This is a genomic window from Amycolatopsis saalfeldensis (assembly GCF_900110575.1).
In the GTDB taxonomy this organism is placed as follows: domain Bacteria; phylum Actinomycetota; class Actinomycetes; order Mycobacteriales; family Pseudonocardiaceae; genus Amycolatopsis; species Amycolatopsis saalfeldensis.
In genome coordinates this window covers 416,332-440,358 of the sequence record NZ_FOEF01000004.1, presented here as the reverse complement: position 1 = coordinate 440,358, position 24,027 = coordinate 416,332, and the positions used below count along the sequence as shown (strand labels likewise).

Below are 24,027 nucleotides of genomic sequence, written 5' to 3'. Positions count from 1 at the left end.
CCGCCCCGGGGTTTCGCTACTGCTCAGGTGTCAGCGCGCCGGGTCGGTGTCCGGCGTGGTCGTCGATGCGGCGCGCTTCATACGGGACACGCTAACCGCGGCCACGCCCGTGCGCATCCGCTTTTACGGCGTCCAGGACGTCTGCGCGGCCCACACCTCGGCGCGGGTGAAGGCGGCGTTCACCCAGCTTTGCTTCTCATCGGCGTAGTGCTCGATAGTGCCGTCCGCAGCGTGCTTGCGGGCGAGCTGCTGCTTCAGCTCCGCGTACGCGTCACGCTCTTGCGGGTGCGCGCGGATCCAGTCGCGGAACAACAGGGCGAGCCGCCACGAGGGCGTCTCCGGCGAGCGCACGTGCACGTTCACCGCGCGCTTCGGGTCCGCGCCGACGTGCACCCGCTTCGGCCACGGGGCCGCGCCGTCCTCCTGCGGGTCGTCGACCCATTCGCCCTCCAGGAGCGGGAAGCCGGCGTCGCAGACCGCGCCGGCGATCGCGTCGGCATCGTCCAAAGAGGACACCGTCAGCTGGAGGTCGAGGACGTCCTTCGCGGGCAGCCCCGGCACCGACGTCGAGCCGATGTGGTCGGCGCGCAGCAGCCGGTCCCCCGCGGCCTGCCGCAGCCGGGCGAGCTGGCGCTCCGCCTGCATCGGCCACGTCGTGTCGTACGGGGTGATGACCGGCGACATCGGGGGCCGCGGCCGGCGCAGCCGCACGTTGGCTTCGAACGGCACCAGCCGGTCCGCCCACAGCGCGTCGACCTCGGCGAGCACGATGTCCTGCGCGCCGCCGTTGTCGAGCCAGACGTCGGCGACCGCGCGGCGCTGGGCGTCGCTGGCCTGGGCGCGGATGCGGGCGCGCGCGTCGGCCTCGGCCATGCCGCGGGCCTCGACCAGCCGCCGGACGCGGACCTCCATCGGCGCGTCGACGATCACCACCAGGTGGTACGCCGGGGCCAGGTGCCCCTCGACGAGCAGCGGGATGTCGTGCACGATCACGGCGTCCGCGGCCGCCCCGGCCATCAGCTCGGCCGTGCGCGCGCCGACCAGCGGGTGCACGATCCCGTTCAGCCGCCTCCGGGACTCCTCGTCGGCGAACGCCTTGGCCGCGAGCGCGGGCCGGTTCAGCGAGCCGTCTCCGGCGAGCACGTCCTCGCCGAAGGCCGCGACGACAGCGGCCAGTCCCGGGGTGCCGGGCTCGACGACCTCACGCGCGATCTTGTCGGAGTCCACGAGCACCGCGCCGTGCTCGGCGAGCCGGGTGGCCACCGTCGATTTGCCCGCGCCGATTCCGCCCGTCAATCCCACTCGCAGCATGGGGGCCACCCTAACCAGCCTCCGCTGTCACCCGATCAGGGGAGGTCAGGCCTCCTGCACGTGCACCCGCACGGGTGGACGCACACCTCAAGTGGAAAAGCAAGGACATAGTGGTGGGCCGCTCACCTGATTTGGGTGACACGCCGGGCCATTACCCGGGTTTATCGCCTCGAGTGCGTAGCGTGCGCGGCGGACGGGTCGCCCACACGGAGGAACGATGGCGGATAAGCACGTCGGGAAGCACCGGCTCGGCACACCGGGGCTGGTGCACTGCGTGGGGTACCGCCCCGTGGCGGAGGCGCTGGCCGAGTACCGGCGGACCTGGCTGAGCGCGCTGCTGGTCCCTGCCCAGCACAGCTTCGCCGGCCTGCGCCGCCGGGCCCGCGCCGCGGCGCTGGAACGCATCTGGGTCCCGGCGGTCGTCCGCACCACCTGAGGCGGCTCCTTCACGGCCGGGGACGCGCGGCGGTGCGGAACCGCGCCCGGTACGCGCTCGGCGGCACGCCCAATTCCCGGGTGAACACCCGCCGCAGGGTCTCCGGCGAGCCGAAGCCGGTGCTTCGCGCCACGACGTCGAGCGGATCCGTCCCGCGCTCGAGCAGCTGGCGCGCCGCCTCCAGCCGTGTGCTCTCCACGAACTTCGCGGCCGACGTGCCCGCCTGCTCCCGGAACAGCCGTGTCAGCTGCCGGACGCTGACCCCCGCCCCGTGGGCCAGCGAGGCCAGGCTGTGATCCCCCGCCGGGTCGGCGGTGATGCGGTCCATCAGCCGCCGCAGCACCTCGGGCCCGGCCTGACCGGCGGTGAGGCGCACGCTGAACTGCGACTGGCCGCCCGGCCGTTGCAGGAACACCACCAGGTGCTTCGCCACCAGCCGGGCCGCCTCGGCGCCTAAGTCCTCCTCTACCAGCGCGAGCGAGAGGTCGATGCCCGCCGTGACGCCGGCGGAGCTGAGCACCGGGCCGTCGCGCACGAAGATCGCGTCGCTGTCCACCTCGACGGCCGGATAGCGGCGCGCGAGCTGGTCCGCGAACTCCCAGTGGGTCGCCGCGCGACGGCCGTCCAGCAGTCCCGCGGCGGCCAGCGCGAAGGCGCCCGCGCAGACCGACGCCGTGCGCCGCGCCTGCCCGGCCAGGCGGCGGACCTGCGCCAGCAACGGCTCGTCGGCCACCGTCGCCTGCCAGTGCGGGCCGCCGGGCACCACCAGGGTGCCGTCCTCGACGGTCACCTCCTCCAGCGCGACGTCGGCGCCGAGCCGCGTGCCGGTGGTCGTGCGGACGTCGCCGCCGCCCGGGGACGCGGTCAGCAGCTCGTACTCCGCGCCGTGCTCGTTGGCCATGCCGAAGACCTCGAGCGGGCCGGTGACGTCCAGCAGCCGCACCGAGTCGTAGACGACGACCACCACGCGTCCGGAGCGCATGCCCTCAGCCTCGCCGTCCGGGCGGCCCCGGCGCAACACGCCCTCAGACCACCCGGGTTTCGATGGCGATCTCGTGGGTCAGCGTCCGGTGCACCGGGCACTTGTCCGCGATCTCCAGCAGCCTCGCGCGCTGCTCGTCGTCCAGGTCGCCCTCGAAGGAGATCTCGCGGGTGATGCGGCTCAGCATGCCGGCCTCCGTCTCGCAGCGTTCGCAGTCCCGCGCGTGGATGCGGTCGTGGCGCAGGCGGACGGTGGTGCGCACGAGCGGGATGCCCTTGCGGTCGGCGTACATCCGCAGGGTCATCGCCGTGCAGGAGCCCAGCGAGGCGAGCAACAGGTCGTACGGCGTCGGTCCCGCGTCGTCGCCGCCGGCCGCTTGCGGCTCGTCGGCGGCGAACTCGTGCGCCGCGGTGGTGATCCGCTGGGTGTAGCGGCCGCCGCCGGCGTCGGTGACGACAACGGTGCCGGGCTCCGGCTGGGTCATCCGGTCATTCCTCCCACTTGGAGTTCTCGATGGTCTCGACGAAGTCCTGCCGGGCGAAGCCTGGCACAAACCGCGCGAGCACGTCGGCCTTGACGTTGCCGAACGTCGTTTGTGGACGGTCCCGGAGGCCGTCGGCGAACGCCGCGAGGATCCGCCGTTTGAAGTCGGGCCGCGGATGGGCCGCGACCACGGCGGCGCGGGCCTCGGCGCCCAGGTCCTCGTAGCCGATGCCGAGCACGTCGTACTCCACGCCCACGGTCACCAGCGCGACTTCCGGCTCCATGTGCGCCGGGATCTCGGGCGTGGTGTGCAGCGCGATGGCCGTCCACGCGATCCGCGCGCGCTCGGCGGCGGTGTCGTCGGCGTCGTCGTGGGCGAGCAGGAAGCGGCGGGCTTCGTCGGCACCGTCCAGCTCGAAGCGGCGGTCGGTGCGGTGGCCGTCGACGAGGCCGATGTCGTGGAACAGCGCCGCGACGTAAAGGAGTTCCGCGTCGAAGACCAGGCCCCGGCGCTCACCCTGCAGCGCGCCGAAGAGGAAGACCCGCACGGAATGGTCGTAGAGCAACGGGCTCGCGGTGTCGCGGACGAAAGCGGCGGCATCCGTGGCGAGCTTGCTGTCGGGGATTCGCACACCCGCGATGCGGGGGACCGAAGTGGCGGTCATGGCCGGGCCTTTCCCTGTTCCGGCACCGAATGGCCGGGCCACCCCGACGGTGCCAGCGCCCGGGCGGACCGGCCCGCTGTCCCTGGGACGAACATCCCACAGATCGGGCCGGAGGGTGAAGTTCCCAAGACGGCGCGGATATCGTATCTTCGGCAGGCGTACGCGGACTTGAACGCTGTCCTACGCGGCACCTGCGAAGGGGGTGAGGGCATGGCCACCCGCCATCTGTCCGTGCAGCCGGCCGACCAGAACAGCCGCAGGCGGTTCCTCGACGCGGCGCTGGCGGTGCTGACCGACCGGGGCGTCGCCGGGCTCACCGTCCGCGGGGTCGCCGAGGCGGCCGGCGCCTCCACCATCACCGTGTACACCCGCTTCGGCGGGCGCACCGGATTGCTCGACGCCTTGTACGAGCGCGCTTTCGACCTGATGCGAGAGCAGCTGCTCGACGTGCCGCCCGAGACCGAAGACGGCCTCGCCGACCTCATCGAGGTGGCCCTGGCCTACCGCCGCTTCGCGCTGGAGAACCCGGCGCGCTACGCGTTGATGTACGAACGCTCGGTGCACGACTTCGACCCGGACCCGGACCTGCGCACCGCGGTGATGCGGACGACGTTCGTGATGTTCGTGGACAAGATCCGCCGGATCAGCGAGCCCGGCATGGACCTGCAGCAGCTCGGCTACCTGCTGTGGACGTCGATGCACGGCCTGGTCAGCGTGGAGCTGACAATGCGCTCGCAGACCCCGCTGAGCGACTGGTTCATCGAGAACACCGACGAGGCCAATGAGGACGTCTACCGCACCGGCGTGCGGGCGATGTGCACCGGCCTCGGCCTCCGCACCTGAGACGCACCAAGAAAACACGCTCTGTCTGAGAAAGACCGCCTGAAAAAACGCCGCGGCCCCGGTCCGATTCGGACCGGGGCCGCGGCGTTCTACGGGACTAGATCACGCGCCACCGGAGAGCTTCTCGCGCAGGGCCGCGAGCTGCTCGTCGCTGGCCAGCGTGCCGCCGCTCTTGGCTTCGGCCGGAGCGGAGGTGTAGCTCTGCTCGCCGCTGTCGCCCGAGCTGGTGCTGCTGGTGACCCCGGTCGCGGCGTCGGCCGCCGCTTCCGCGTCGGCCTCGGCGGCCTTGACGACCTGCTTCATGTGGGCCTCGTAACGGGTGTGCGCCTCGGCGTACTGGCGCTCCCACTCCTCACGCTGCTTGTCGAAGCCGTCCTGCCACTCCTGGGTGTCCGGGTCGAAGCCTTCGGGGTAGATGTAGTTGCCCTCGGCGTCGTACTCGGCGGCCATGCCGTACTGGGTCGGGTCGAACTCGGTCTCGGTGGTGACGCCCTCGTTCGCCTGCTTCAGCGAAAGCGAGATGCGACGACGCTCGAGGTCGATGTCGATGACCTTGACCATCACGTCGCCGTTGACCTGGACGACCTGCTCCGGGATCTCCACGTGGCGCTCGGCCAGCTCGGAGATGTGCACCAGGCCCTCGATGCCCTCCTCGACGCGCACGAACGCGCCGAACGGGACGAGCTTGGTGACCTTGCCCGGCACGATCTGGCCGATCGCGTGGGTGCGGGCGAACTGGCGCCACGGGTCTTCCTGGGTCGCCTTCAGCGACAGGGACACGCGCTCGCGGTCCATGTCGACGTCGAGGACCTCGACCGTGACCTCCTGGCCGACCTCGACGACCTCGGACGGGTGGTCGATGTGCTTCCAGGACAGCTCGGAGACGTGCACCAGGCCGTCGACGCCGCCCAGGTCCACGAAGGCACCGAAGTTGACGATGGACGACACGACGCCCTTGCGGACCTGGCCCTTGGCGAGCGCGTTGAGGAACTCGCTGCGCACCTCGGACTGGGTCTGCTCCAGGTAGGCGCGGCGGGACAGGACCACGTTGTTGCGGTTCTTGTCCAGCTCGATGATCTTCGCCTCGAGCTCGCGGCCGACGTACGGCTGCAGGTCGCGCACGCGGCGCATCTCGACCAGCGACGCGGGCAGGAAGCCGCGCAGGCCGATGTCCAGGATGAGGCCGCCCTTGACGACCTCGATGACGGTGCCCTTGACGGGCTCGTCCTTCTCCTTGAGCTCCTCGATCGTGCCCCAGGCGCGCTCGTACTGCGCGCGCTTCTTGGACAGGATCAGACGGCCTTCCTTGTCCTCCTTCTGGAGAACCAGGGCTTCGACCTCATCGCCGACGGTGACAACCTCAGCCGGGTCGACATCGTGCTTGATGGAGAGCTCACGCGAGGGGATGACACCCTCGGTCTTGTAGCCGATGTCGAGCAGGACCTCGTCGCGGTCGACCTTGACGATGGTGCCTTCGACGATGTCCCCATCGTTGAAGTACTTGATCGTCTTGTCGATCGCTGCGAGGAAGTCTTCCTCCGACCCGATGTCGTTGATGGCGACCTGGGGGGCGCCGGTCGGCGCGGTCGGGGCGGTGGCGATGTCGGTGGTCATTAGGCGGGTTGCTCCGGTGGATGGGATCGTAGGGTTTGCAGTTGGCGGCGCAGCAAGCGGTGAGAACGAGGCATGCGACGACCGTCAGACAAGCAAACGCCCACCAGTGAACGACCGCGGCATGATCCGCAAACGGTGCGCGGCCCCGGCAGGTGATGAACCCAGGCAGCGCGAACCCACTGCGCTAACACTTATCGTACGCGGGCCACGGTAGGGGACACAATCAGGGTCTCCTCCCCGGCCGGTACCCTCGCCGCAACGCCGGACCCCGGCCCCACATTCCCCGAAGGACCAGCATGCCCGAGCCCGCAGCGGTGCCGACAGGGTTGGCGGACGAGGTGCCCGCGACGGTGCCGGACGGGGACCGCCACGAGCACGCCGAGCAGCAGCTCGGCACCACCGGCGTCGCCTACCGGGCGGTCGGCGGCGCCGAGGCCGCGGCCGCGAACCTCGCCTGGTGGGACGCCGACGCCGACGACTACCAGGCCGCCCACGGCGACTTCCTCGGCGACGCCGACTTCGTCTGGTGCCCCGAGGGCGTGCGCGAGGCCGAAGCGCGCCTGCTCGGCGACGTCCGCGGCAAGCGCGTGCTCGAGGTCGGCTGCGGCCAGGCCGCGTGCTCGCGCTGGCTCGCCTCGGCGGGCGCGGCCGCCGTCGCCACCGACCTGTCCGCGGGGATGCTGCGCCACGCCCGAGAGGGCAACGAGCGCACCGGCGTCGCGGTCCCGCTCGTGCAGGCCAACGCCGAGGTGCTGCCGTTCGCCTCTGGCAGCTTCGACGCCGCCTGCTCGGCGTTCGGCGCGCTGCCCTTCGTCCCTTCGATCGAGACGGTCTTCGCGGAGGTCCGGCGGGTGCTGCGGCCGGGCTCGCCGTGGGTCTTCTCGGTGACTCACCCGATGCGGTGGATCTTCCCGGACGACCCGGGCCCGCAGGGGCTCACCGTCACGCAGCCCTACTTCGACCGCACGCCGTACCTCGAAGTGGACGAGGCCGGCGAAGCCACGTACGTCGAATACCACCGGACCCTCGGCGATTACGTGCGCGCGCTGGCCGGGACCGGGTTCACGCTGGAGGACCTGGTGGAGCCGGAGTGGCCGGCGGGCCACACCCGCACCTGGGGCCAGTGGAGCCCCTTGCGCGGCAAGCTCTTCCCGGGCACGGCCATCTTCCGCACCCGCCTCGCCTGACCCGCGGCTACGCTCCGTCCTCGTGGCCGCCACCGAGGGTTTGACCCGCTTCTCCGCGCTCGACCCGATGCTGCCGCCGCCCGCGCCGCCCGCGCTCGGCGACCGGATCGAGGTGGCGACGGCGGACGGCGCGCGGGTGGCGGGCGGGGTGCAGCGCCACCGGCACGGGCCCGGCGATCCCCCGCTGCTGTGGTCCGCGGCCGAGGTCTGGCAGCTCTTCCCCGACGCGGGCACCGCCGGCACCGAGGGCTTCGACCTGCTGCTGGGCGAGCTGCGGTCCCGGGTGGACGCCGAGGCGCCGGGCTCCGACTCGGCGTGCGTGGTCAACTGGCCGAGCCGCGACGCCGAGGCGATCCGCGCCTTCCTCGACCACGGGCTGGCGCCGCTGTCCGCGCTCGCCGTGCGGACCGAGGGCCCGCCGCCGGCCCCAGCGCCGGGCGACGCCGCCATCCGCGTTGCCGGCCCCGCCGACTTCGACGCCGTGCTGGCGCTCTGCACCGCGACGTTCGACTACACCGGGCTCGTCGCGCACCGGCGGCGGGAACAGACCGCCGAGCTGCTCGCGCCCGCGTTGCGCCACGCGCTCGACGAGCCCTTGACCTGGCTGGCCGAAGCCGAAGGCGAGCCGGTGGCCCTCGCCCAGTGCGCGTGGGTGGACTCGGGCGAGGGCGCCGAAGCGGCCGAGCTGCTGCCGCCCGGGCGCTGGGGCTACGTGAACAACCTGGTGACCGTGGCCGGGCACCGCGGCTCCGGCGTCGGCCGGGCGCTGATGGCGCGCGTCCACCGGGAGCTGCTCGGCGCGGGCGCCACCGCCACGTACCTCTACTACAACCCGACCAACCCGCTCTCGTCGGTGTTCTGGCACCGGCAGGGTTATCGTCCACTGTGGACTTCCTGGGAGGCGCACCCGGCGACCGCGCTGCGGTGACCGTCACCCGGTGGTGTGACGTGGGCCCGCCTGGCTTGCCGCGTGCCGACCTGGGGGTCTAGCTTTTTGAACTGACCGGTCAGTTCAAAAGAGGCAGGAGCTCCCCCGTGCAGGTACGAGCCGACCGGGTGTCCTTGACGGGCGCCCACGGCATTCTGTTGCCGCCCACCTCGCTGACCGCCGAGGACGGCTGCCTGACGATCGTCCACGGCGAGCCCGGCGTCGGGATCACCGCGCTCGGCCTCGCGCTCGCCGGCCGGGTCAAGCCGACCACCGGCACGGTGACCACGGACGTCGACGGGCACCTCCGCGACCTCGTGGCGGTCGTCGACGCACGCGAGGTGAGCGAGCCCGACGAAGCGCTCACCCTGCGCGTGGTCGCGGGCGAAGAGCTGGCGCTGGCCCACCGCCCGGCCGGCAAGGAGGACGTCGCGCGCTGGCTCGCCGCGCACGACGCCGCGCCGTTCGCGAACAGCCGCTTCGAGAACCTCGAGCCCGCGCTGCGCACCCGGCTGCTGGCCGCGCTGGCCGCCGAGCGCCGGGGCATCCGCGTACTCGTGCTCGACACCCCCGACCGGCACACCAGCGACGTCGAGTCGTGGGCCGCGGTCGCGCGGGAGCACGCCGAGCGCGGCCTGGCCGTGGTCGTGCTCGCCGCGACCACGCCGGTCTCCGCCCTCCCCTACCCGCCGGCCCTGATCGGGTCGGCCGACCAGCCCGAACCGGTGCGGCTGCTCGTGAGCACCGAAGGAGAAGACGAGGCATGACCATCCCCGAGGACCAGGGCGACGGCAAGCGCGCCGGCGGGCTGAACGCGTTCCGCATCGCGCTCAACGAACTGCGCCGGCTGTCCGCCGGCACCCTGCCGAAGCTGGCGATGGCCGCGCTCGTGCTCGTGCCGCTGCTGTACGCGTCGTTCTACCTGTACGCGAACTACGACCCGTACGGCCGGCTCGACAAGCTGCCCGCCGCCGTCTACACCACCGACGCCGGGGCCAAGGACTCCAGCGGCGCGGAGCGCAACATCGGCCGCGAGGTCACCGACGAGCTGACGAAGTCCGGCACCTTCCAGTGGCACGAGGTGTCCGAAAAGGACGCCAACGACGGCGTGCGCGACGACAAGTACTCCTTCGCCATCGGCATCCCGCGCGACTTCTCCGCGGCGTTGCTGTCCTCGGGCAACTTCACCCCGCAGCAGGCCACGATCACGCTGTCCACCAACGACTCCAACAACTACCTGGCCGGCACCATCGCCAAGCAGGTGGCCGACCAGGTGCGCAAGACCATCCAGGAGAAGGTGGGCAGCGAGGCCGCCGACCGGTTCCTGGTCGGGTTCTCCACCATCTACGGCAAGATCTCCGACGCCACGAGCGGCGCGCAGCAGCTCGCCGACGGTGCGGCGAAGCTGCAGACCGGGCAGCACCAGCTCGCCGACGGCGCGAGCCAGCTGGCCACCGGGTCCGGCACCCTGGCCACCGGGCTGGGCACGCTGAAGTCGAGCACCGCGCAGCTGCCGAGCCAGACCCAGCAGCTCGCGTCCGGCGCCGGGCAGGTCGCCGACGGCAACCAGAAGGTGGCCGACGCCGCCTCGCTCGCCGCCTCCGCGTCGTCCGGCATCCAGAGCCAGCTCGACAGCTACCGCGCGCAGCTGAACACCGACCTGCACAACGCCGGGCTCACCGACGCGCAGGCGAACGCGATCCTGGCGCGGGCCGACCAGCTGCGCTCGCCCGTCGACCAGGCGAACACCAAGATCCAGGCGGCGAACGGCGATCTGGCGAAGCTCGCGAGCGGCGCGCGCCAGGTTTCGGACGGCGCGCAGCAGCTCGCCGCCGCCTCGCCGCAGCTGACCAGCGGCATCGCGCAGGCGTCCGACGGCGCGAACCAGCTGCGCGACGGCGCGGCGAAGCTGAACGATGGGGAGAAGACCGCCGTCACCGGCACCGACCAGCTCGCGAGCGGGGCCGCGCAGCTGCGCGACGGGCTCGCGGCCGGGCTCAAGCAGATCCCGAACCCGGACGACCCGACCCGGACGGCCACGGCCAACACGATCGCCGATCCGGTGGCGGTGACCTCCAACGGCATCGCGTCCGCGGGGACCTACGGCGCCGGGCTCGCGCCGTTCTTCATCTCGCTGGCGACCTGGATCGGCGCGTTCGTGCTGTTCCTGCTGATCCGGCCGCTGTCCACGCGGGCGCTGACCGCGGGCGCGTCGCCGATCCGGGTGGCGCTGGGCGGCTGGCTGTCCTCGGCCGTGCTGGGGATCGCGCAGGTGATCGTGCTGTTCGCCGCGGTGACCTGGCTGGTCGGCATCCACATCGCGCATCCGTTGGGCGCCATCGGTTTCGCGATCCTCGTGTCGCTGGCGTTCACCTCGGTGGTGCACGCGCTGAACGCGTTCTTCGGCGCCGTCGGCAAGTTCCTCGGGCTGGTGCTGCTGGTGCTGCAGCTGGTCAGCGCGGGCGGCACGTTCCCCTGGCAGACGATCCCGGACGCGCTGTACCCGCTGCACGTGGTGCTGCCCATGGGCTACGCGATCGACGGCTTCCGCCACCTGCTCTACACCGGCGCCTCACTGCAGATCCTCGGTGACATCGGGGTGCTGGTGGCCTACCTGGTGGGCGGGGTCCTGCTGTCCACGCTGGCGGCGCGCAAGCACCGCGTGTGGTCGGTCTCGGCGCTCAAGCCCGAGCTGAGCCTGTAGCGCCCGCGGCCGTGAGAGAAGCGACCAAGCAGAAGCTCTTCGAGGCGACCCTGCGGCTTTCGGCCAGCCGGGGCCTGGTCGGGCTGACCGTGGACGACATCGCCACCGAGGCCGGTGTCGCCAAGGGCACCGTGTATTACAACTTCGGGTCCAAGGACGGGCTGATCGACGGGCTGCTGCGCTACGGCGTCGACCTGGCGGCCGGGCGGCTGCGGGCGGCGGTCTCGGACGCCGACCCGCTGACCGTGCTCGAGGCGCAGATCGACGTCACGCTGGCGTTCATCGCCGAGTACCCGGGGTTCTCGCAGATCCTGGTCAGCGAGCTGTGGCGGACGCCGGGCCAGTGGCACGACACGCTTGCCCTGCTGCGCGAGGAGCTGATCTCGATCGTCAAGGGCCAGCTCCAGCGCCTCGACGACGCCGGGCGGCTGCCCGCGGGCGTCGCCATCCCGACCGCCGCGGCCGGGCTGTTCGGCACCATGCTGGTGGTGGCGCTGGACTGGCAGGTGTTCCAGCCGGGCCGGACCCGCGACGAGGTCCGCGACGCGGTGATGGTGCTGGTGCGGGGCCTCGGCCGGGCCTGACCCGTTGAGTGGCTGCGCCGGCCGGGACCGGCGCGGCCACCCACCGTTGTCAGTCCAGCGCTGTCAGTGGCAGTTGGCGCAGCAGCCGCAGCCCTTGCCGGTGCACGCGGAGCAGCACCCGTGACGCATGACGACCTTGAACAGCCGCTTGATCATGTCCAGTCCTCCGTTCGATCGACACCAACACAGGTGACGCTAAGTGCCGGAGCGGTGGCGTCGGTACCGCCGGGCGGGCGGGTGACCGGGTGAATCACGGCGCGCGAGTGCTGGGCCTTGGCGACCTGCCCCCGGGTTCACTGGACCGTGCCGGAGCGAGGCCTCACCCGTTCGACTCTGCCACACCGCCCGGCTCACCGGATTTCTTTGCCACGGTGGGGAAATCCTCCTGTGCTGGATCTCCCGCTGCCGGGTGACGGCATCCGCAGCAGCGCTCGCAGCGGCCCGGCCGAGGTGCGACGCCGTTCACCGCCCCCGTATTCCGGCGACCGCCTGGAGTTCCTTGCACAGCAAAGGGGCTCCGGCGCCGAAGAACGCGTCGTCGAACTCCCGCGCGATCGCCGCGGCCCGCTCCGCGAGCACCCGCCCGTCCGCACTGAGCGCGACCCGCATCGACCGCGCGTCGGACTCGTGCGCGGTCCGGCTCAGGAGACCGCGTTTTTCCAGCAGCCGCAACACTTTCGAGGTCATCATCCGGTCGGCGCCCGCCTGCTCCGCGACCTCCTGTTGAGTGGCGGGGCCGTCACGGCGCTCGAGCCTGTCCGCCGAGGACAGCAGGAGGAACTGCGTGGGCGTGAGCCCGAGCGGCCGCAACCGGACGTCGAGCTGCGCCCGCCAGGCGAGCGCAGCCTGATGCAGCCAGAACCCGGCCGGTGGCGCGGATTCCTGGTAGGGCAAGGGTTCTCCGGGCGCTGCGGGGTGACCGGGGAGCGTGTCCGGCGCGGCGGCCGCCGGGGGCGGCGCGGGGTGATCGGGGGTCGAGATGGTGGCGGGTACGGAATCCGCAGTGAACAGGCGGTCGCAGGGGAGGTTCTTCAGCGCGGTCGTGGCCGTTCCTTTCTCGTGGATGGTGTCCGGGATCTGGTGCCTCGGCTGCCTGATCGCACGGATAGGCGACAGCAGCCCCGCGGCAACAACAGCTCCGTAGGCAACAACACCTCCGCGCGGCAACAACACCGCCGTGGGCGGCGGCAGCTCCGGTGCGGCACTGGGCCGCCCAGGTGTGGGCAGGTGGGCGCCCTGGTGCCGCCGGCAGTGGTCAGCGGGCGGGCAGCGGCAGGTCGAAGCGGCCGAAGACCCAGGTGCCCGGGGCGTCGGGGTCGTTGCCGGCCCAGAATTCCGTCCAGTGCTCGGCGAACTCGTCGGCCGAGAGGTAGCCGTCGCCGTCGAGGTCGAGGATCGGGAAGATCTCGTCGGTGGCGGTGGCGGTGGCGGTGCCGGTGCCGGTGCCGTTCCAGGTTTCGATCAGGCGGCGGTACTCGCTCTGGGAGATGCGGCCGTCGCCGTTCTCGTCGATCGCCTCGAACATCGCGGCGGCGGTGCCGGTGACCGCGTCCGGCATGTCGCCGAGCTGGTCCACGACGAGCAGCACCTCGTCGACGGTCACCTGGCCGTCCCGGTTCACGTCGGAGGCGGCGAGCAGGGTCGTCCACCAGCCCAGCATGATCTCCGACAGCCGCTTCACCTCCGGTGAGCCGGCGTGCGCCCCGCGCGCGGCGACCCACCTTTGCGCGAGCGCGGCAAAATCGGCTTCGGTGAGGAATCCGTCCCCGTCGGCGTCCATCGCGCCGAAGACCGTGGTGATCTTGCGTCTCTGCAGTTCGCTCGCCATCGTCCGTCCCTTCCGGTCCCCCTTGGCCGGGGACCCGCCGGAGAACTCAGCGTTGTCCCGCACCAAGATCACCACTACCGGCAGCCGGGTTCGGCGGCGACACGGAACGGTGATTCCGGCGGTGACTGGATGTGAACGCGCGAGCGTCCGATCAGTGGGCGGCTTCGTTCCAGGAACGGCCGTAGCCGACCGAAACCTCCAGCGGGACAGCCAGCGCGTACGCCGAGCCCATGCCCTCGCGGACCAGCTTCTCGACCTCTTCGCGCTCGCCTTCGGCGATTTCCAGGACCAGTTCGTCGTGGACCTGGAGCAGGACGCGGCTGCGCAGGTCCGCCTTCGCCAGCGCGCCGTGGACGTTCAGCATCGCGACCTTGATGATGTCGGCGGCGCTGCCCTGGATCGGGGCGTTCAGGGCCATCCGCTCGGCCATCTCGCGGCGCTGGCGGTTGTCGCTGTTGAGGTCCGGCAGGTAACGGCGGCGGCCGAAGATCGTTTCGGTGTAACCACTCTTGGCCGCTTCGCCGACAACCGACTGGAGGTAGTCGCGGACGCCGCCGAACCGGGCGAAGTACGCCTCCATCTGCGATTTGGCGTCCTCGGTGGAAATCCGCAGCTGCTGCGAGAGTCCATACGCCGACAGCCCGTACGCGAGGCCGTACGACATCGCCTTCACCCGGTAGCGCTGCTCCGCCGTGATCTCCTCGGCCGGCACCGAGAACGCCCGCGACGCGACGAACGTGTGCAGGTCCTCGCCGCTGTTGAACGCCTCGATCAGGCCCTCGTCCTTGGAAAGGTGGGCCATGATCCGCATTTCGATCTGGCTGTAGTCCGCGGTCATCAGCTCCGCGTAGCCCTCGCCGACCACGAACGCGTCGCGGATGCGGCGGCCTTCCTCGGTGCGGACCGGGATGTTCTGCAGGTTCGGCTCCACCGAGGACAGCCGCCCGGTGGCCGCGATGGTCTGCTGCAGCGTGGTGTGGATGCGCCCGTCGTCGGCGACCGACTTGATCAGGCCCTCGACGGTGGTGCGCAGCCGGGTGGCGTCGCGGTGCTCCAGCATGTGCTGCAGGAACGGGTGCTCGGTCTTCTCGAACAGGCTCTGCAACGCCTCGGCGTCGGTGGTGTAACCGGTCTTGGTGCGCTTGGTCTTCGGCATGCCCAGCTCGTCGAACAGCACCACCTGCAGCTGCTTGGGCGAGCCGAGGTTGATCTGCTTGCCGATCACCTTGTACGCCTCGTCGGCGGCCTGGGTGACCCGGCTGAGGTAGTGCGCCTCCAGCTCGGTGAGCTGCTCGACGTCGACGGCGATGCCCGCGGCCTCCAGCTCGGTGATCACCTCGAGCAGCGGCAGCTCCAGCTCGGCCAGCAGCTTCGACCCGCCCAGCTCGTCGAGCTCCTTGCCGAGCGCGCCGGCCAGCTCGAAGACCGCGCGGGCCTTGACCAGTTCCTCCTGGATCTCCTTCTGCTCCAGCTCTTCCGCGCCGCCGTCGAGCAGCGACAGCTGGCCGTCGCCCTCGCCCGACTCGGACCGCAGCTCACGGTGCAGGTAGCGCAACGCCAGGTCGTCCAGCTCGAAGGTGCGCTGGCCCGGCCGCACCAGGTACGCCGCGAGCGCGGTGTCCAGCACCAGCCCGGCGAGCGTCCAGCCGCGGGCGCGCACGGCGTGCAGCGGCACCTTCAGGTCGTGGCCGATCTTGTGGACGCCCGATTCGGCGAGCCAGGCGGCGAGTGCCCGGTCGTCGGCTTCGTCCATGGTCGTGACGTCGACGTACGCGCCCTCGCCGTCCGGCGCCGCGAAGGCGATCGCCCGCAGGTCCGAGCGGACCGAGGTGCCGGTGGTGCGGAAGGACAGGGCCACCGGCTCACCGGCGCCGGCGTGCGCGGTGAGCCACTCGGCCAGCCCGCCGGGGGCGAGCGCGGAGCCGGAGACCTCGAAGCCCTCTTCAGCCTCGGGCTCGGCACTGCTCAGCGTGGCGAAGAGCCGGTCGCGCAGCACGCGGAACTCCAGCTCGTCGAACAGGCGGTGCACCGCGTCCCGGTCCCACGGCCGCAGCTCCAGCGACTCGGGCGCCTTGTCCAGCTCCACGTCGCGGACCAGCTCGGTGAGCTGCCGGTTCAGCGTGACCGACGACAGGTGCTCGCGCAGCGAGTCGCCGACCTTGCCCTTGACCTCGTCGATCCGGTCGATCAGCTCGTCGAGCGAGCCGAACTGCCGGATCCACTTGGCCGCCGTCTTCTCCCCCACCCCGGGGATGCCCGGCAGGTTGTCCGACGGGTCGCCGCGCAGCGCCGCGAAGTCCGGGTACTGCCGCGGTGTGAGGCCGTACTTCTCCTCCACCGCCGCGGGGGTGAAGCGGACCAGGTCCGACACGCCGCGCTTCGGGTACAGCACGGTGACGTGCTCGTTCACCAGCTGCAGCGCGTCGCGGTCGCCGGTGCAGATGAGCACGTCGAAGTCCTCGGCGCCGGCCTGCGTGGTGAGCGTGGCGATGATGTCGTCGGCCTCGAAGTTCTCCTTCGTCAGCGACGGGATGCCCAGCACCTCGAGCACCTCCTTGACCAGGTCCACCTGGCCGCGGAACTCGTCCGGCGTGGTGCTGCGGTTGGCCTTGTAGTCGGCGAACGCCGCCGACCGGAAGGTCTTGCGCGAGAGGTCGAACGCCACCGCGAGGTGGCTCGGCGCCTCGTCGCGCAGCAGGTTGATGAGCATCGAGGTGAACCCGAACACCGCGTTGGTGACCTGCCCGGTCTTGGTCTTGAAATTCTCCGCGGGCAGGGCGAAGAAGGCACGGTAGGCCATGGAATGACCGTCGATGAGCAGCAGCCGGGGCCGCTCGGCCGTGCTGGTGTCGCCGGTGGTCTTGGCTGTGGTTCGGTTCTCACTCGGGCTCACGGGAGCGAGTCTAAGGTGAGGGTCCGACACTCTTACGGGTCGCATAGGTTGAGGAGCAGCGCGTGACCGAGCAGGCCGGTGACATCAGGCTGGACAGCTATGCGGGCATCGACCCCGCGGCCGCCGGCCAGCAGCTGAACGACAAGATCGGGTTGAAGCTGCTCGAAGTCACCCCGCAGCGGGTGGTCGGCACGATCCCGGTCGAGGGCAACCTGCAGCCGTACGGCCTGCTGCACGGCGGCGCGAACGCGACGCTGGCGGAGTCGATCGGCTCGACCGTCGCGGCGCTGAACGCGGGCCCGGACCGCGCCGCGATGGGCCTGGAGCTGTCCTGCACGCACCACCGGGCCGTCCGCTCGGGCACCGTCACCGGGGTCGCCACCCCGCTGCACGTCGGCCGCGGCACCATCACCGTCGAGATCGTGCTGACCGACGACGAGGGCCGGCGCACCTGCACCGCCCGGCTGACCTGCGTCGTGCGGGACAAGCCGCCGGGCGCCTGAGCCCGGTGGACCTCGACCTCGGTCAGGTCCGCGCCTTCGTGGTGACGGCCGAGCAGCGCCACTTCAGCCGGGCCGCCGAGGCGCTGTTCCTGACCCAGCAAGCACTGTCGAAGCGGATCCGCAAGCTCGAAGACGCCCTGTCGGTGCGGCTGTTCGCGCGCACCAACCGGGCCGTGGAGCTGACCGCGGACGGCGAGCGCTTCCTGCCGCACGCCCGTGAGCTGGTGCGGGCGGCCGACGCGGCCGTCGCCGCGATGGGCGAGCGGCCGCTGCGCCTCGACCTCGTGGACAACCGCCTGTCCCCCATGTTCCTGCTGCGCCGGATCGCCGAGCGCGATCCCGGGCTGCGCGTGGAACGCCGCACCGGGCACGGTTTCGCGCACGCCGTGGACCCGCTGGCGCGGGGCGAGCTGGACGTCGCGATCGGCCGCGTGACCGGCTTCGGCCGCGAGCTGCCCGCCGAGCTGGAGCACCGCGTCATCCGGCTGGAGCCGCTGGTGGCACTGCTCCCGCCGGAGCACGCGCTGGCCGGGGCCGCCGGACTGCGGCTGGCGGACCTGCGCGAGGAGGGCATCTGGCTGCCGCAGCTCGGCGGCCCGGCCGAATGGCTGTCCTACCTGCGGGAGCTGTGTGCCGCGTTCGGCGTGCCGGTGGACGACTCCGGCGTCAGCTACGACCTGCGGCACACGCTGGAGCAGACGCGGTACGGCAAGCCGCGGGTGACGCTGGCCGGGGCGGACATGGAGCTGGCGCCCGACCTCAACCTGCGGGTGCTGCCGTTCGAGCCGTCGCCGCTGTTCCCCTGGTCGCTGGTCTGGCGGCGAGGCCGTCCGGCGCCGGCCCTGCGGCGGCTGCTGGCGCTGGCCGGGCGGACCAGCCGCGAGGAACGATGGTGCGCCTACGATCCGGCGCGCGACTGGCTCCCCGCAGCCGACCTCGCCGCGTTCACCGGAGGTGCCGCGCGAACCACGCCGTGAAGGCCTCGTCGACGCGCCGGGCGTCGGCGTTCTGCGGCGCGGCCTCGATCCCGGGCGCCTCGGCGAACTGGTGCCCCATGCCGTCGACGACCACCAGCTCCGCGCGTTCGCCCAGCTCCGCCTTGAGCGCGGCCGACGGCTCACGGAACGCGATGTCGTCCTCCCCGCCGACGACCAGCAGCAGCGGCTGGGTCAGCTCGCCCGCCCGGCGCACGAAGTCCAGCCGGGCCGCGACGGCGTGCGAGGCCTCGCTCCAGGGGTAAGTGACGCCGTACGACCGTTCGTTGCGCCCGATCACCGGGGCCAGCTGCGCCACCGGGCTCACCACCGCGCCGGCCGCGATGTCGAGTTCGCCGCGCGCCAGCACCTCCAGCGCCACCGCCGAGCCCGCCGAGCCGCCGAACACGCCGAGCGGACCGTCCACGATGGACAGACGGCGGCGCAGCTCCGCCACCGCGGCGGGGAATTCGGCGGCGGCCTGGTCGGTGACCGGACCGTTGACGTTCAGCACCGCGTCTTCGCTCGCGAGCCGGAAGAACTCGTCGTACCCGCCGTCCGGCAGCCGCGCGCCGGTGAGCGGCAGGCCGAGGTACACCCGCCACGCGTCGACGCCCGTCATCGGCACCGCGGCGGCCATCGCCTGCTCGCTGGCCGGCGGCTCCATCAGGTGCCAGCCGACGACCAGGGCGCCCGTCGCCGCCCCGCCGGCCGGCGGCAACGCCACGAACGGCACTCCCGCCGCCACGCCTTGGATCTGCTCCGTCGTGTCCATCTTGTCCTCCCAGGTGGTTTGTGCCTCCAGCAAACCGCCTGGCCAGGGGGTGCGTCCAACAGCCGTTTCGCGGCCGAGCACAACCGGCGGTTGTGATCGAGACGCAGAGAAAGCCCCCTCGCGTGCGCGAAGGGGCTTCCCCGGAACAGACCGTCCTCAGCCGACGCCGAGGTAGGCCTCCTTGATGCTGTTGTCGGCCAGCAGTTCCTGGCCGGTGCCGGACTTCGTGATCCGCCCGGTCTCCAGCACGTACGCCCGGTGGGCCCGCGAAAGCGCCTGCTGCGCGTTCTGCTCCACCAGGAGCACGGTGGTGCCCTGCTTGTTGATCTCCGTGATGATCCGGAAGATCTGCTGGATGAACTGCGGCGCGAGCCCCATCGACGGCTCGTCCAGCAGCAGCAGCCGCGGCTTGGCCATCAGGGCGCGGCCGATGGCGAGCATCTGCTGCTCGCCGCCGGACATCGTGCCGCCGACCTGGGTCTTGCGCTCCGCGAGCCGCGGGAACAGCTCGAAGACGCGGTCGAAGTCCGGCTGCAGGTTCTTCCGGTCCTTGCGCGCGTACGCGCCCATGTCGAGGTTCTCGAGCACCGTCATGCCGGGGAAGATCCCCCGGCCCTCGGGCGACTGCGAGATCCCCCGGACCACGCGCAGGTCACCGCGCAGCCGGGAGATGTCCTCTCCGGCGAAGTGGATCGAGCCGCCGGAAAGCGGCCGGATGCCGGAGATCGCCCGCATCGTGGTGGACTTCCCGGCCCCGTTGGCGCCGATCAGCGTGACGATCTCGCCCTCGTCGACCGTGATGGACAGCCCGGACACGGCCTGGATCCGGCCATAGTGGACGGACACATCGGACAGCTCAAGCAACGTCATCGTCGGGAACCCCCAGGTAGGCGGCGATCACGGCGGGGTTCTCCCGGATCTCGGCAGGCACCCCTTCCGCGATCTTCTTGCCGAACTCCAGCACCACGATCCGGTCCGTCACGCCCATCACGAGCTTCATGTCGTGTTCGATCAGCAGGACGGTGTAGCCGTCGTCGCGGATCGTCCGGATCAGCCCCATGAGCTCTTCCTTCTCCGCCGGGTTGAACCCGGCGGCCGGCTCGTCGAGGCACAGCAGCTTCGGCTCGGTGGCCAGCGCCCGCGCGATCTCCAGGCGCCGCTGGTAGCCGTAGGGCAGGTTCTTCGCCCGGTCGGCGGCGCGGTCGGCGATGCCGACGAACTCCAGCAGCGCCATCGCCTTCTCGATCGCGGACTTCTCCTCGCGGTGGTGCCGCGGGGACCGCACGAGCGCGCCGAGCAGGCTGGTGCGGTGCCGCGCGTCGGTGCCGACGACCACGTTCTCCAGCGCCGTCATCTCGCTGAAGAGCCGGATGTTCTGGAACGTCCGCGCGATGCCGAGCTGCGTGATGCCGTGCCGTGAGGCCTTGCCCAGCGGCTTGTCCTCCAGCAGCACCTGGCCCGAGCTGGGCCGGTAGACGCCGGTCATCGCGTTGAAGCAGGTGGTCTTGCCCGCCCCGTTCGGCCCGATCAGGCCGAGGATCTCCCCGCGCCGGATGTCGAACGACACCGCGTCCAGCGCGACGAGCCCGCCGAAGCGCACCGTCACGTCGTCGACGCGCAACAGGGTGTTCCCCATCGCGACGTCGATCTCACGGTCCGGTGCGACGACCTCGGCGACCTCGGCCTCGTGCTCGGCGAGCTGGTCGGCGCTCATCTGGGCGACCTCGGCCACCAGGCCGCCCTCGGCCGGGACCTCCGGGCCGGTGCCGTTGCCAGGGACGGTCATGCCTTCTCTCCCGGGTTGTCCGTGGCCAGCGAGCCGTCGCTGCTGATCTGCTCACCCTTGCCGAGCAGCCGCCGGTACGCCAGCCTGCCGTAGGTGAGCAGCCGCTGCCGCGCGCCCAGCAGGCCCTGGGGGCGAAAGATCATCAGGACGATCAGCGCCAGGCCGAAGATCAGGTACTTGTACTCCGCGATCGCCTGGAACCGCAGCGGCACGTAGGCCACCACCACCGCGCCCAGCAGCACCCCGACCTTGTTGCCCGCGCCGCCGAGGATCACCGCGGCCAGGAACAGCATGGACGTGACGACGTCGAACTTCTGGTTGTTCACGAAGCCCAATTGCCCCGCGTACAACGCGCCGGAGAGGCCGCCGACCGCCGCCCCGCTGACGAACGCCCAGATCTTGAACTTGAACGTCGGCACGCCCATGATCTCGGCCGCGTCCTCGTCGTCCCGGATCGCGACCCAGGCGCGGCCGACGCGGCTGCGCTCCAGGTTCCCGACCACGAACAGGATGATGATGATGATCGTGACGCACAGCCAGTACCACGGGACGCCGTCGGAGTTGTTGAACAGCGGCGTGCCGTCGGCCTTGGCGCCGGGCGGGTGCCCGACGCCGGAGAACCCGCTGTTGCCGCGCAACGGTTCGATGTTGTCGGCGAGCAGCCGGACGATCTCCCCGAACCCGAGCGTGACGATCGCGAGGTAGTCCCCGCGTAATCGGAGCGTCGGAGTCCCGAGGATCACGCCGAAGATCATCGTGATCACCATCGCGATGGGGAGCACGACCAGGAACGGCAGCTTCGACAGCGACGAGTCGGGGCTCGTGAACAGCGCCATCACGTACGCGCCGATCGCGAAGAACCCGACGTAGCCGAGGTCCAGCAGGCCCGCCTGGCCCACCACGATGTTGAGCCCGATGGCGACCAGCGCGTAGCGGGCCACCTCGAACATCGCGATCGGGAAGTTGTAGCCGGGCTGCGTGGTCAGGATCGGCGGGTTCAGGATCGGCAGCAGGTAGATCAGCACCACCAGCGGGATCAGGATGGCGCACTGCTGCAGCCGGCTGAGGTTGTTCCACCATTCGCGGACCGGGCGGCGGCTCTTGGCCGGCGCCGGAGCGGGAAGGGTCGTTGTCATACCCGGGCCTTTCCGAGCGACTCGCCGAGGATGCCGGTGGGCCGGATCATCAGCACCAGGACCAGCAGCGCGAACGCGACGACGTCGCGCCAGCCGCCGCCGAACAGGGATTGGCCGTAGTTCTCCACGACGCCGAGCAGCAGGCCGCCGAGCAGCGCGCCGCGCAGGTTGCCGATGCCGCCGAGCACCGCGGCGGTGAACGCCTTGATGCCGAGCAGGAAGCCGCCCTGGTACGCCGCGCCCTGCGGGATCTTCATCATGTAGAACAGCGCCGCCGCGCCCGCCAGCAGGCCGCCGATCAGGAACGTCGTGGTGATGACCCGTTCCTTGTTCACGCCCATCAGCATCGCCGTGTCGGGGTCCTGCGCCACCGCGCGGATGCCGCGGCCGAACTTGGTCTTGTTGACGAAGTAGTTCACGGCCAGCATCAGCACCACCGCGGCGACCACCGTGATGATCGTGACGCTGGTGACGCTGCCGCCGAAGACGGTGAACACCGGGTCGTTGCGCATCAGCCGGATGCCCTGCTCGGCGTTGCCGCCGCGCCAGATGAAGATGAGCTGCTGCAACACGAAGGACGCGCCGATCGCGGTGATCAGGAAGACCAGCTTCGGCGCCCCGCGTTTCCTCAGTGGACGGTAGGCGACCCGTTCCAGCACCACCGCGGTGCCGCCGGAGACCGCCATCGACGCGATCAGCGCCAGCAGCAGGAACCCGATCAGCTCGAAGACGGGCAGATCGGGGGTGCTGCCGGGCCGGAAACCGAGGCCGTAGAAGGTGAACCACGTCGCGTAGGCGCCGTAGATGAACACCTCGGAGTGGGCGAAGTTGATCAGCTTCAGGACGCCGTAGACGAGGGTGTAGCCCAGCGCCACGAGCGCGTAGATGCTGCCGTAGGCGAGCCCGTCGAACGTGTTGTCCCAGAACTGGTCCAGGAACGACTTCACGTCGAAGGTGATCCAGCCGCCGCCCTGTGCCAGGACGAGCGAGCTCAGCTCATGAGTCATCGACACACTAGTTCTCCATGTGGGTCCGGGGTGGGCGCCCGGCGGGATCTAGCCGCCGAGCGCACACCCCGGTAACTGGAACGGAAGCGTTGCGCTACTTGATTTCGGTGTTCCGGACGATCTTCCCGTTCTCCACCTTGTAGGTCCACACGGTGGTCGACGACAGCTCGCCGTGGTCGTTCCACTTGAAGTGCTTGGTGATGCCCTGGCCGTCGTAGTTCTTGACGAAGTCGAGCAGGCCCGCGCGGTCCTTCTTGCCGGAGTCGATGCCCTTCAGCAGGATCGTCGCGAGGTCGTAGGCCTCGGGCGAGTAGGTGCCCGGGTCCTTACCGGTCTCGGCCTTGTACGCGTCGCTGAACTTGGTGAACTGGTCCGCCGGGACGCAGGGGCAGGTGAAGTACGCGTTCTTGGCGGCGTCACCGGCGCCCTTGACGAACTCGTCGTCCTTCACGCCGTCCGGGCCCACGAACTTCGCGGTGACGCCGGCGTCGTTGAGCTGCTGCGCGAACGGGGCCGCCTCCTGGTAGTACCCGGAGTAGAACACCGCGTCGGGCTTGTCGCCCTTGATCTTGTTGACCACGGCCGAGAAGTCGGTCTGCTTGGTCTTGACCTTGTCCTGGCAGGACACCGCGCTGCCGAGCGCCTTGATGGTCGAGGTGGCGAGGCCGGTGCCGTAGTCCGAGTCGTCCTGGATGACGCAGACCTTCTTGGCGCCCAGCTCACCGGTCATGAACTTGGCGGCGGCGGGGCCCTGGGTGTTGTCGTTGCCCAGGCCTCGGAAGAAGGTCTTCCAGCCGTTCTCGCTCAGCGAGGGGTTGGTGGCCGACGGGGTCACGGTGACCAGGCCGGCGCTGTTGAAGATGTTGCCCGCGGCCTTGGACTCGCCGGAGAACGGCAGGCCCACGACACCGATGATGCCCGCGGTGTTGACGATCTGGGTCACGATGCCGGGCGCCTTGTCGGGCGTGCCCTCGGTGTCGAACTGCTCCAGCTTGACCTGGCAGCCGGCGTTCGCCTTGTTGTGCTGGTCGACGGCGAGCTTGGCGCCGTTGAGGATGTTCTGGCCCAGCGCGGCGTTCGCACCGTTGATGGTGCCCGCGTACGCGATGGAGGTCGGGGCGCACTGCGCCTTGCCGTCGCCGGCGGGGTCGGCGGCGTTGGCGGCGGCCGACGGGGCCGCGGCCTGCGGCGCCGAGCTGGCGTCACCACCCGAGCCGCTGTTGTCACGCGCCGCGCACGCGCTGAGGGAGATGACCCCGGCGGCGGCGAGCACGATGACCTTCGTGAGTCGTGCTTTCTGCACTCGTTCCTCCAAATGCCAACCAGCCGCCCGAACGAACGGCCTGTCCCTCGTGGGACCTGACTGGCCGCTGAAAGTAGCCGCCCGG

Annotated in this window: 23 protein-coding genes; 9 read left to right on the top strand and 14 right to left on the bottom strand. The window is 71.0% G+C overall.

Annotated features, from left to right (window positions below):
* Positions 1-123 precede the first annotated feature (123 nt).
* Positions 124-1,311, bottom strand: coding sequence for a dephospho-CoA kinase (coaE, locus tag BMY97_RS12835; protein WP_091616984.1), 1,188 nt, complete (start codon positions 1,309-1,311; stop codon positions 124-126).
* Positions 1,312-1,528: 217 nt separating this feature from the next.
* Between coaE and BMY97_RS12830 the strand changes: the two genes are divergently transcribed.
* A complete protein-coding gene (locus BMY97_RS12830; protein ID WP_091616983.1) occupies positions 1,529-1,747 on the top strand; it encodes a hypothetical protein in 219 nt (72 codons plus the stop codon).
* A gap of 10 nt (positions 1,748-1,757) precedes the next feature.
* Here the strand turns inward: BMY97_RS12830 and BMY97_RS12825 are convergent, their stop codons facing one another.
* Genes BMY97_RS12825 through BMY97_RS12815 form a run of 3 tightly spaced genes read right to left on the bottom strand, consistent with a single transcriptional unit; the run spans position 1,758 to position 3,877 of the window.
* Positions 1,758-2,729, bottom strand: coding sequence for a GlxA family transcriptional regulator (locus tag BMY97_RS12825; protein WP_177231307.1), 972 nt, complete (start codon positions 2,727-2,729; stop codon positions 1,758-1,760).
* 43 nt (positions 2,730-2,772) lie between these two features.
* Positions 2,773-3,213, bottom strand: coding sequence for an OsmC family protein (locus BMY97_RS12820; protein ID WP_091616982.1), 441 nt, complete (start codon positions 3,211-3,213; stop codon positions 2,773-2,775).
* A 4-nt stretch (positions 3,214-3,217) separates the two neighbouring features.
* Complete coding sequence (locus BMY97_RS12815) at positions 3,218-3,877, bottom strand: HD domain-containing protein (protein ID WP_091616981.1); 660 nt, start codon at positions 3,875-3,877, stop codon at positions 3,218-3,220.
* 210 nt (positions 3,878-4,087) lie between these two features.
* Here BMY97_RS12815 and BMY97_RS12810 point away from each other — a divergent pair, with 210 nt between their 5' ends.
* Positions 4,088-4,720, top strand: coding sequence for a TetR/AcrR family transcriptional regulator (locus BMY97_RS12810; protein ID WP_091616980.1), 633 nt, complete (start codon positions 4,088-4,090; stop codon positions 4,718-4,720).
* A gap of 102 nt (positions 4,721-4,822) precedes the next feature.
* On the opposite strand, the gene rpsA is transcribed toward BMY97_RS12810, so the two are convergent.
* Complete coding sequence (gene rpsA, locus BMY97_RS12805; protein WP_091616979.1) at positions 4,823-6,334, bottom strand: 30S ribosomal protein S1; 1,512 nt, start codon at positions 6,332-6,334, stop codon at positions 4,823-4,825.
* 296 nt (positions 6,335-6,630) lie between these two features.
* Between rpsA and BMY97_RS12800 the strand changes: the two genes are divergently transcribed.
* The 5 genes from BMY97_RS12800 to BMY97_RS12780 all read left to right on the top strand — a co-directional run bounded on the left by BMY97_RS12800 (position 6,631) and on the right by BMY97_RS12780 (position 11,737).
* Positions 6,631-7,521, top strand: a complete 891-nt coding sequence (locus BMY97_RS12800; protein WP_091616978.1) for a class I SAM-dependent methyltransferase — start codon at positions 6,631-6,633, stop codon at positions 7,519-7,521.
* A gap of 67 nt (positions 7,522-7,588) precedes the next feature.
* Positions 7,589-8,449 (top strand): GNAT family N-acetyltransferase, encoded by an 861-nt coding sequence (locus BMY97_RS12795; protein WP_091617118.1) that lies wholly within the window; start codon positions 7,589-7,591, stop codon positions 8,447-8,449.
* Between the two features lie 107 nt (positions 8,450-8,556).
* Entirely contained in the window at positions 8,557-9,216 is a 660-nt protein-coding gene (locus tag BMY97_RS12790) for an ABC transporter ATP-binding protein (protein WP_091616977.1), read from the top strand.
* 41 nt (positions 9,217-9,257) lie between these two features.
* Positions 9,258-11,153 (top strand): YhgE/Pip domain-containing protein, encoded by a 1,896-nt coding sequence (locus BMY97_RS12785; RefSeq protein WP_091617117.1) that lies wholly within the window; start codon positions 9,258-9,260, stop codon positions 11,151-11,153.
* A gap of 11 nt (positions 11,154-11,164) precedes the next feature.
* Positions 11,165-11,737 carry a TetR/AcrR family transcriptional regulator gene (locus tag BMY97_RS12780; protein WP_091616976.1) on the top strand — a complete coding sequence of 191 codons (573 nt, stop codon included), beginning with the start codon at positions 11,165-11,167 and terminating at the stop codon, positions 11,735-11,737.
* Between the two features lie 462 nt (positions 11,738-12,199).
* On the opposite strand, the gene BMY97_RS47010 is transcribed toward BMY97_RS12780, so the two are convergent.
* The 3 genes from BMY97_RS47010 to polA form a co-directional block, all read right to left on the bottom strand.
* On the bottom strand, positions 12,200-12,631 hold the full coding sequence (locus tag BMY97_RS47010; protein ID WP_177231306.1) for a MarR family winged helix-turn-helix transcriptional regulator: 432 nt from the start codon (positions 12,629-12,631) through the stop codon (positions 12,200-12,202).
* A gap of 361 nt (positions 12,632-12,992) precedes the next feature.
* Positions 12,993-13,565, bottom strand: coding sequence for an EF-hand domain-containing protein (locus BMY97_RS12770; protein ID WP_091617116.1), 573 nt, complete (start codon positions 13,563-13,565; stop codon positions 12,993-12,995).
* 151 nt (positions 13,566-13,716) lie between these two features.
* Entirely contained in the window at positions 13,717-16,458 is a 2,742-nt protein-coding gene (gene polA, locus BMY97_RS12765; RefSeq protein WP_177231305.1) for a DNA polymerase I, read from the bottom strand.
* Between the two features lie 62 nt (positions 16,459-16,520).
* On the opposite strand from polA, the gene BMY97_RS12760 reads away from it, so the two are divergent.
* Together BMY97_RS12760 and BMY97_RS12755 are read left to right on the top strand one after the other, a co-directional pair.
* Entirely contained in the window at positions 16,521-16,961 is a 441-nt protein-coding gene (locus BMY97_RS12760) for a PaaI family thioesterase (RefSeq protein ID WP_091616973.1), read from the top strand.
* A gap of 5 nt (positions 16,962-16,966) precedes the next feature.
* Complete coding sequence (locus BMY97_RS12755) at positions 16,967-17,938, top strand: LysR family transcriptional regulator (RefSeq protein ID WP_091616972.1); 972 nt, start codon at positions 16,967-16,969, stop codon at positions 17,936-17,938.
* Here the strand turns inward: BMY97_RS12755 and BMY97_RS12750 are convergent.
* The 6 genes from BMY97_RS12750 to BMY97_RS12725 form a co-directional block, all read right to left on the bottom strand.
* The gene (locus BMY97_RS12750) at positions 17,907-18,710 is read right to left on the bottom strand and encodes an alpha/beta hydrolase family protein (RefSeq protein WP_091617115.1); all 804 of its coding nucleotides are present in this window, start codon (positions 18,708-18,710) and stop codon (positions 17,907-17,909) included. The two genes, BMY97_RS12755 and BMY97_RS12750, sit on opposite strands and share 32 nt — an antisense overlap.
* A gap of 156 nt (positions 18,711-18,866) precedes the next feature.
* Positions 18,867-19,580, bottom strand: a complete 714-nt coding sequence (locus tag BMY97_RS12745; RefSeq protein WP_091616971.1) for an ABC transporter ATP-binding protein — start codon at positions 19,578-19,580, stop codon at positions 18,867-18,869.
* Positions 19,567-20,496, bottom strand: a complete 930-nt coding sequence (locus BMY97_RS12740; protein ID WP_091616970.1) for an ABC transporter ATP-binding protein — start codon at positions 20,494-20,496, stop codon at positions 19,567-19,569. Before BMY97_RS12740 ends, BMY97_RS12745 begins: the two co-directional genes overlap by 14 nt.
* Entirely contained in the window at positions 20,493-21,632 is a 1,140-nt protein-coding gene (locus tag BMY97_RS12735; protein WP_091616969.1) for a branched-chain amino acid ABC transporter permease, read from the bottom strand. Before BMY97_RS12735 ends, BMY97_RS12740 begins: the two co-directional genes overlap by 4 nt.
* Positions 21,629-22,639, bottom strand: coding sequence for a branched-chain amino acid ABC transporter permease (locus BMY97_RS12730; protein ID WP_091617114.1), 1,011 nt, complete (start codon positions 22,637-22,639; stop codon positions 21,629-21,631). The genes BMY97_RS12735 and BMY97_RS12730 overlap by 4 nt, the downstream gene beginning before the upstream one ends.
* A gap of 94 nt (positions 22,640-22,733) precedes the next feature.
* Positions 22,734-23,912 (bottom strand): branched-chain amino acid ABC transporter substrate-binding protein, encoded by a 1,179-nt coding sequence (locus tag BMY97_RS12725; protein ID WP_091617113.1) that lies wholly within the window; start codon positions 23,910-23,912, stop codon positions 22,734-22,736.
* Positions 23,913-24,027: the final 115 nt, after the last annotated feature.

Bases quoted from the DNA above. Each gene is read 5' to 3' on its own strand.
- coaE (WP_091616984.1), bottom strand. From the start codon at position 1,311: ATGCTGCGAGTGGGATTGACGGGCGGAATCGGCGCGGGCAAATCGACG.
- BMY97_RS12830 (WP_091616983.1), top strand. From the start codon at position 1,529: ATGGCGGATAAGCACGTCGGGAAGCACCGGCTCGGCACACCGGGGCTG.
- BMY97_RS12825 (WP_177231307.1), bottom strand. From the start codon at position 2,729: ATGCGCTCCGGACGCGTGGTGGTCGTCGTCTACGACTCGGTGCGGCTG.
- BMY97_RS12820 (WP_091616982.1), bottom strand. From the start codon at position 3,213: ATGACCCAGCCGGAGCCCGGCACCGTTGTCGTCACCGACGCCGGCGGC.
- BMY97_RS12815 (WP_091616981.1), bottom strand. From the start codon at position 3,877: ATGACCGCCACTTCGGTCCCCCGCATCGCGGGTGTGCGAATCCCCGAC.
- BMY97_RS12810 (WP_091616980.1), top strand. From the start codon at position 4,088: ATGGCCACCCGCCATCTGTCCGTGCAGCCGGCCGACCAGAACAGCCGC.
- rpsA (WP_091616979.1), bottom strand. From the start codon at position 6,334: ATGACCACCGACATCGCCACCGCCCCGACCGCGCCGACCGGCGCCCCC.
- BMY97_RS12800 (WP_091616978.1), top strand. From the start codon at position 6,631: ATGCCCGAGCCCGCAGCGGTGCCGACAGGGTTGGCGGACGAGGTGCCC.
- BMY97_RS12795 (WP_091617118.1), top strand. From the start codon at position 7,589: ATGCTGCCGCCGCCCGCGCCGCCCGCGCTCGGCGACCGGATCGAGGTG.
- BMY97_RS12770 (WP_091617116.1), bottom strand. From the start codon at position 13,565: ATGGCGAGCGAACTGCAGAGACGCAAGATCACCACGGTCTTCGGCGCG.
- BMY97_RS12750 (WP_091617115.1), bottom strand. From the start codon at position 18,710: ATGGACACGACGGAGCAGATCCAAGGCGTGGCGGCGGGAGTGCCGTTC.
- BMY97_RS12745 (WP_091616971.1), bottom strand. From the start codon at position 19,580: ATGACGTTGCTTGAGCTGTCCGATGTGTCCGTCCACTATGGCCGGATC.
- BMY97_RS12740 (WP_091616970.1), bottom strand. From the start codon at position 20,496: ATGACCGTCCCTGGCAACGGCACCGGCCCGGAGGTCCCGGCCGAGGGC.
- BMY97_RS12735 (WP_091616969.1), bottom strand. From the start codon at position 21,632: ATGACAACGACCCTTCCCGCTCCGGCGCCGGCCAAGAGCCGCCGCCCG.
- BMY97_RS12730 (WP_091617114.1), bottom strand. From the start codon at position 22,639: ATGACTCATGAGCTGAGCTCGCTCGTCCTGGCACAGGGCGGCGGCTGG.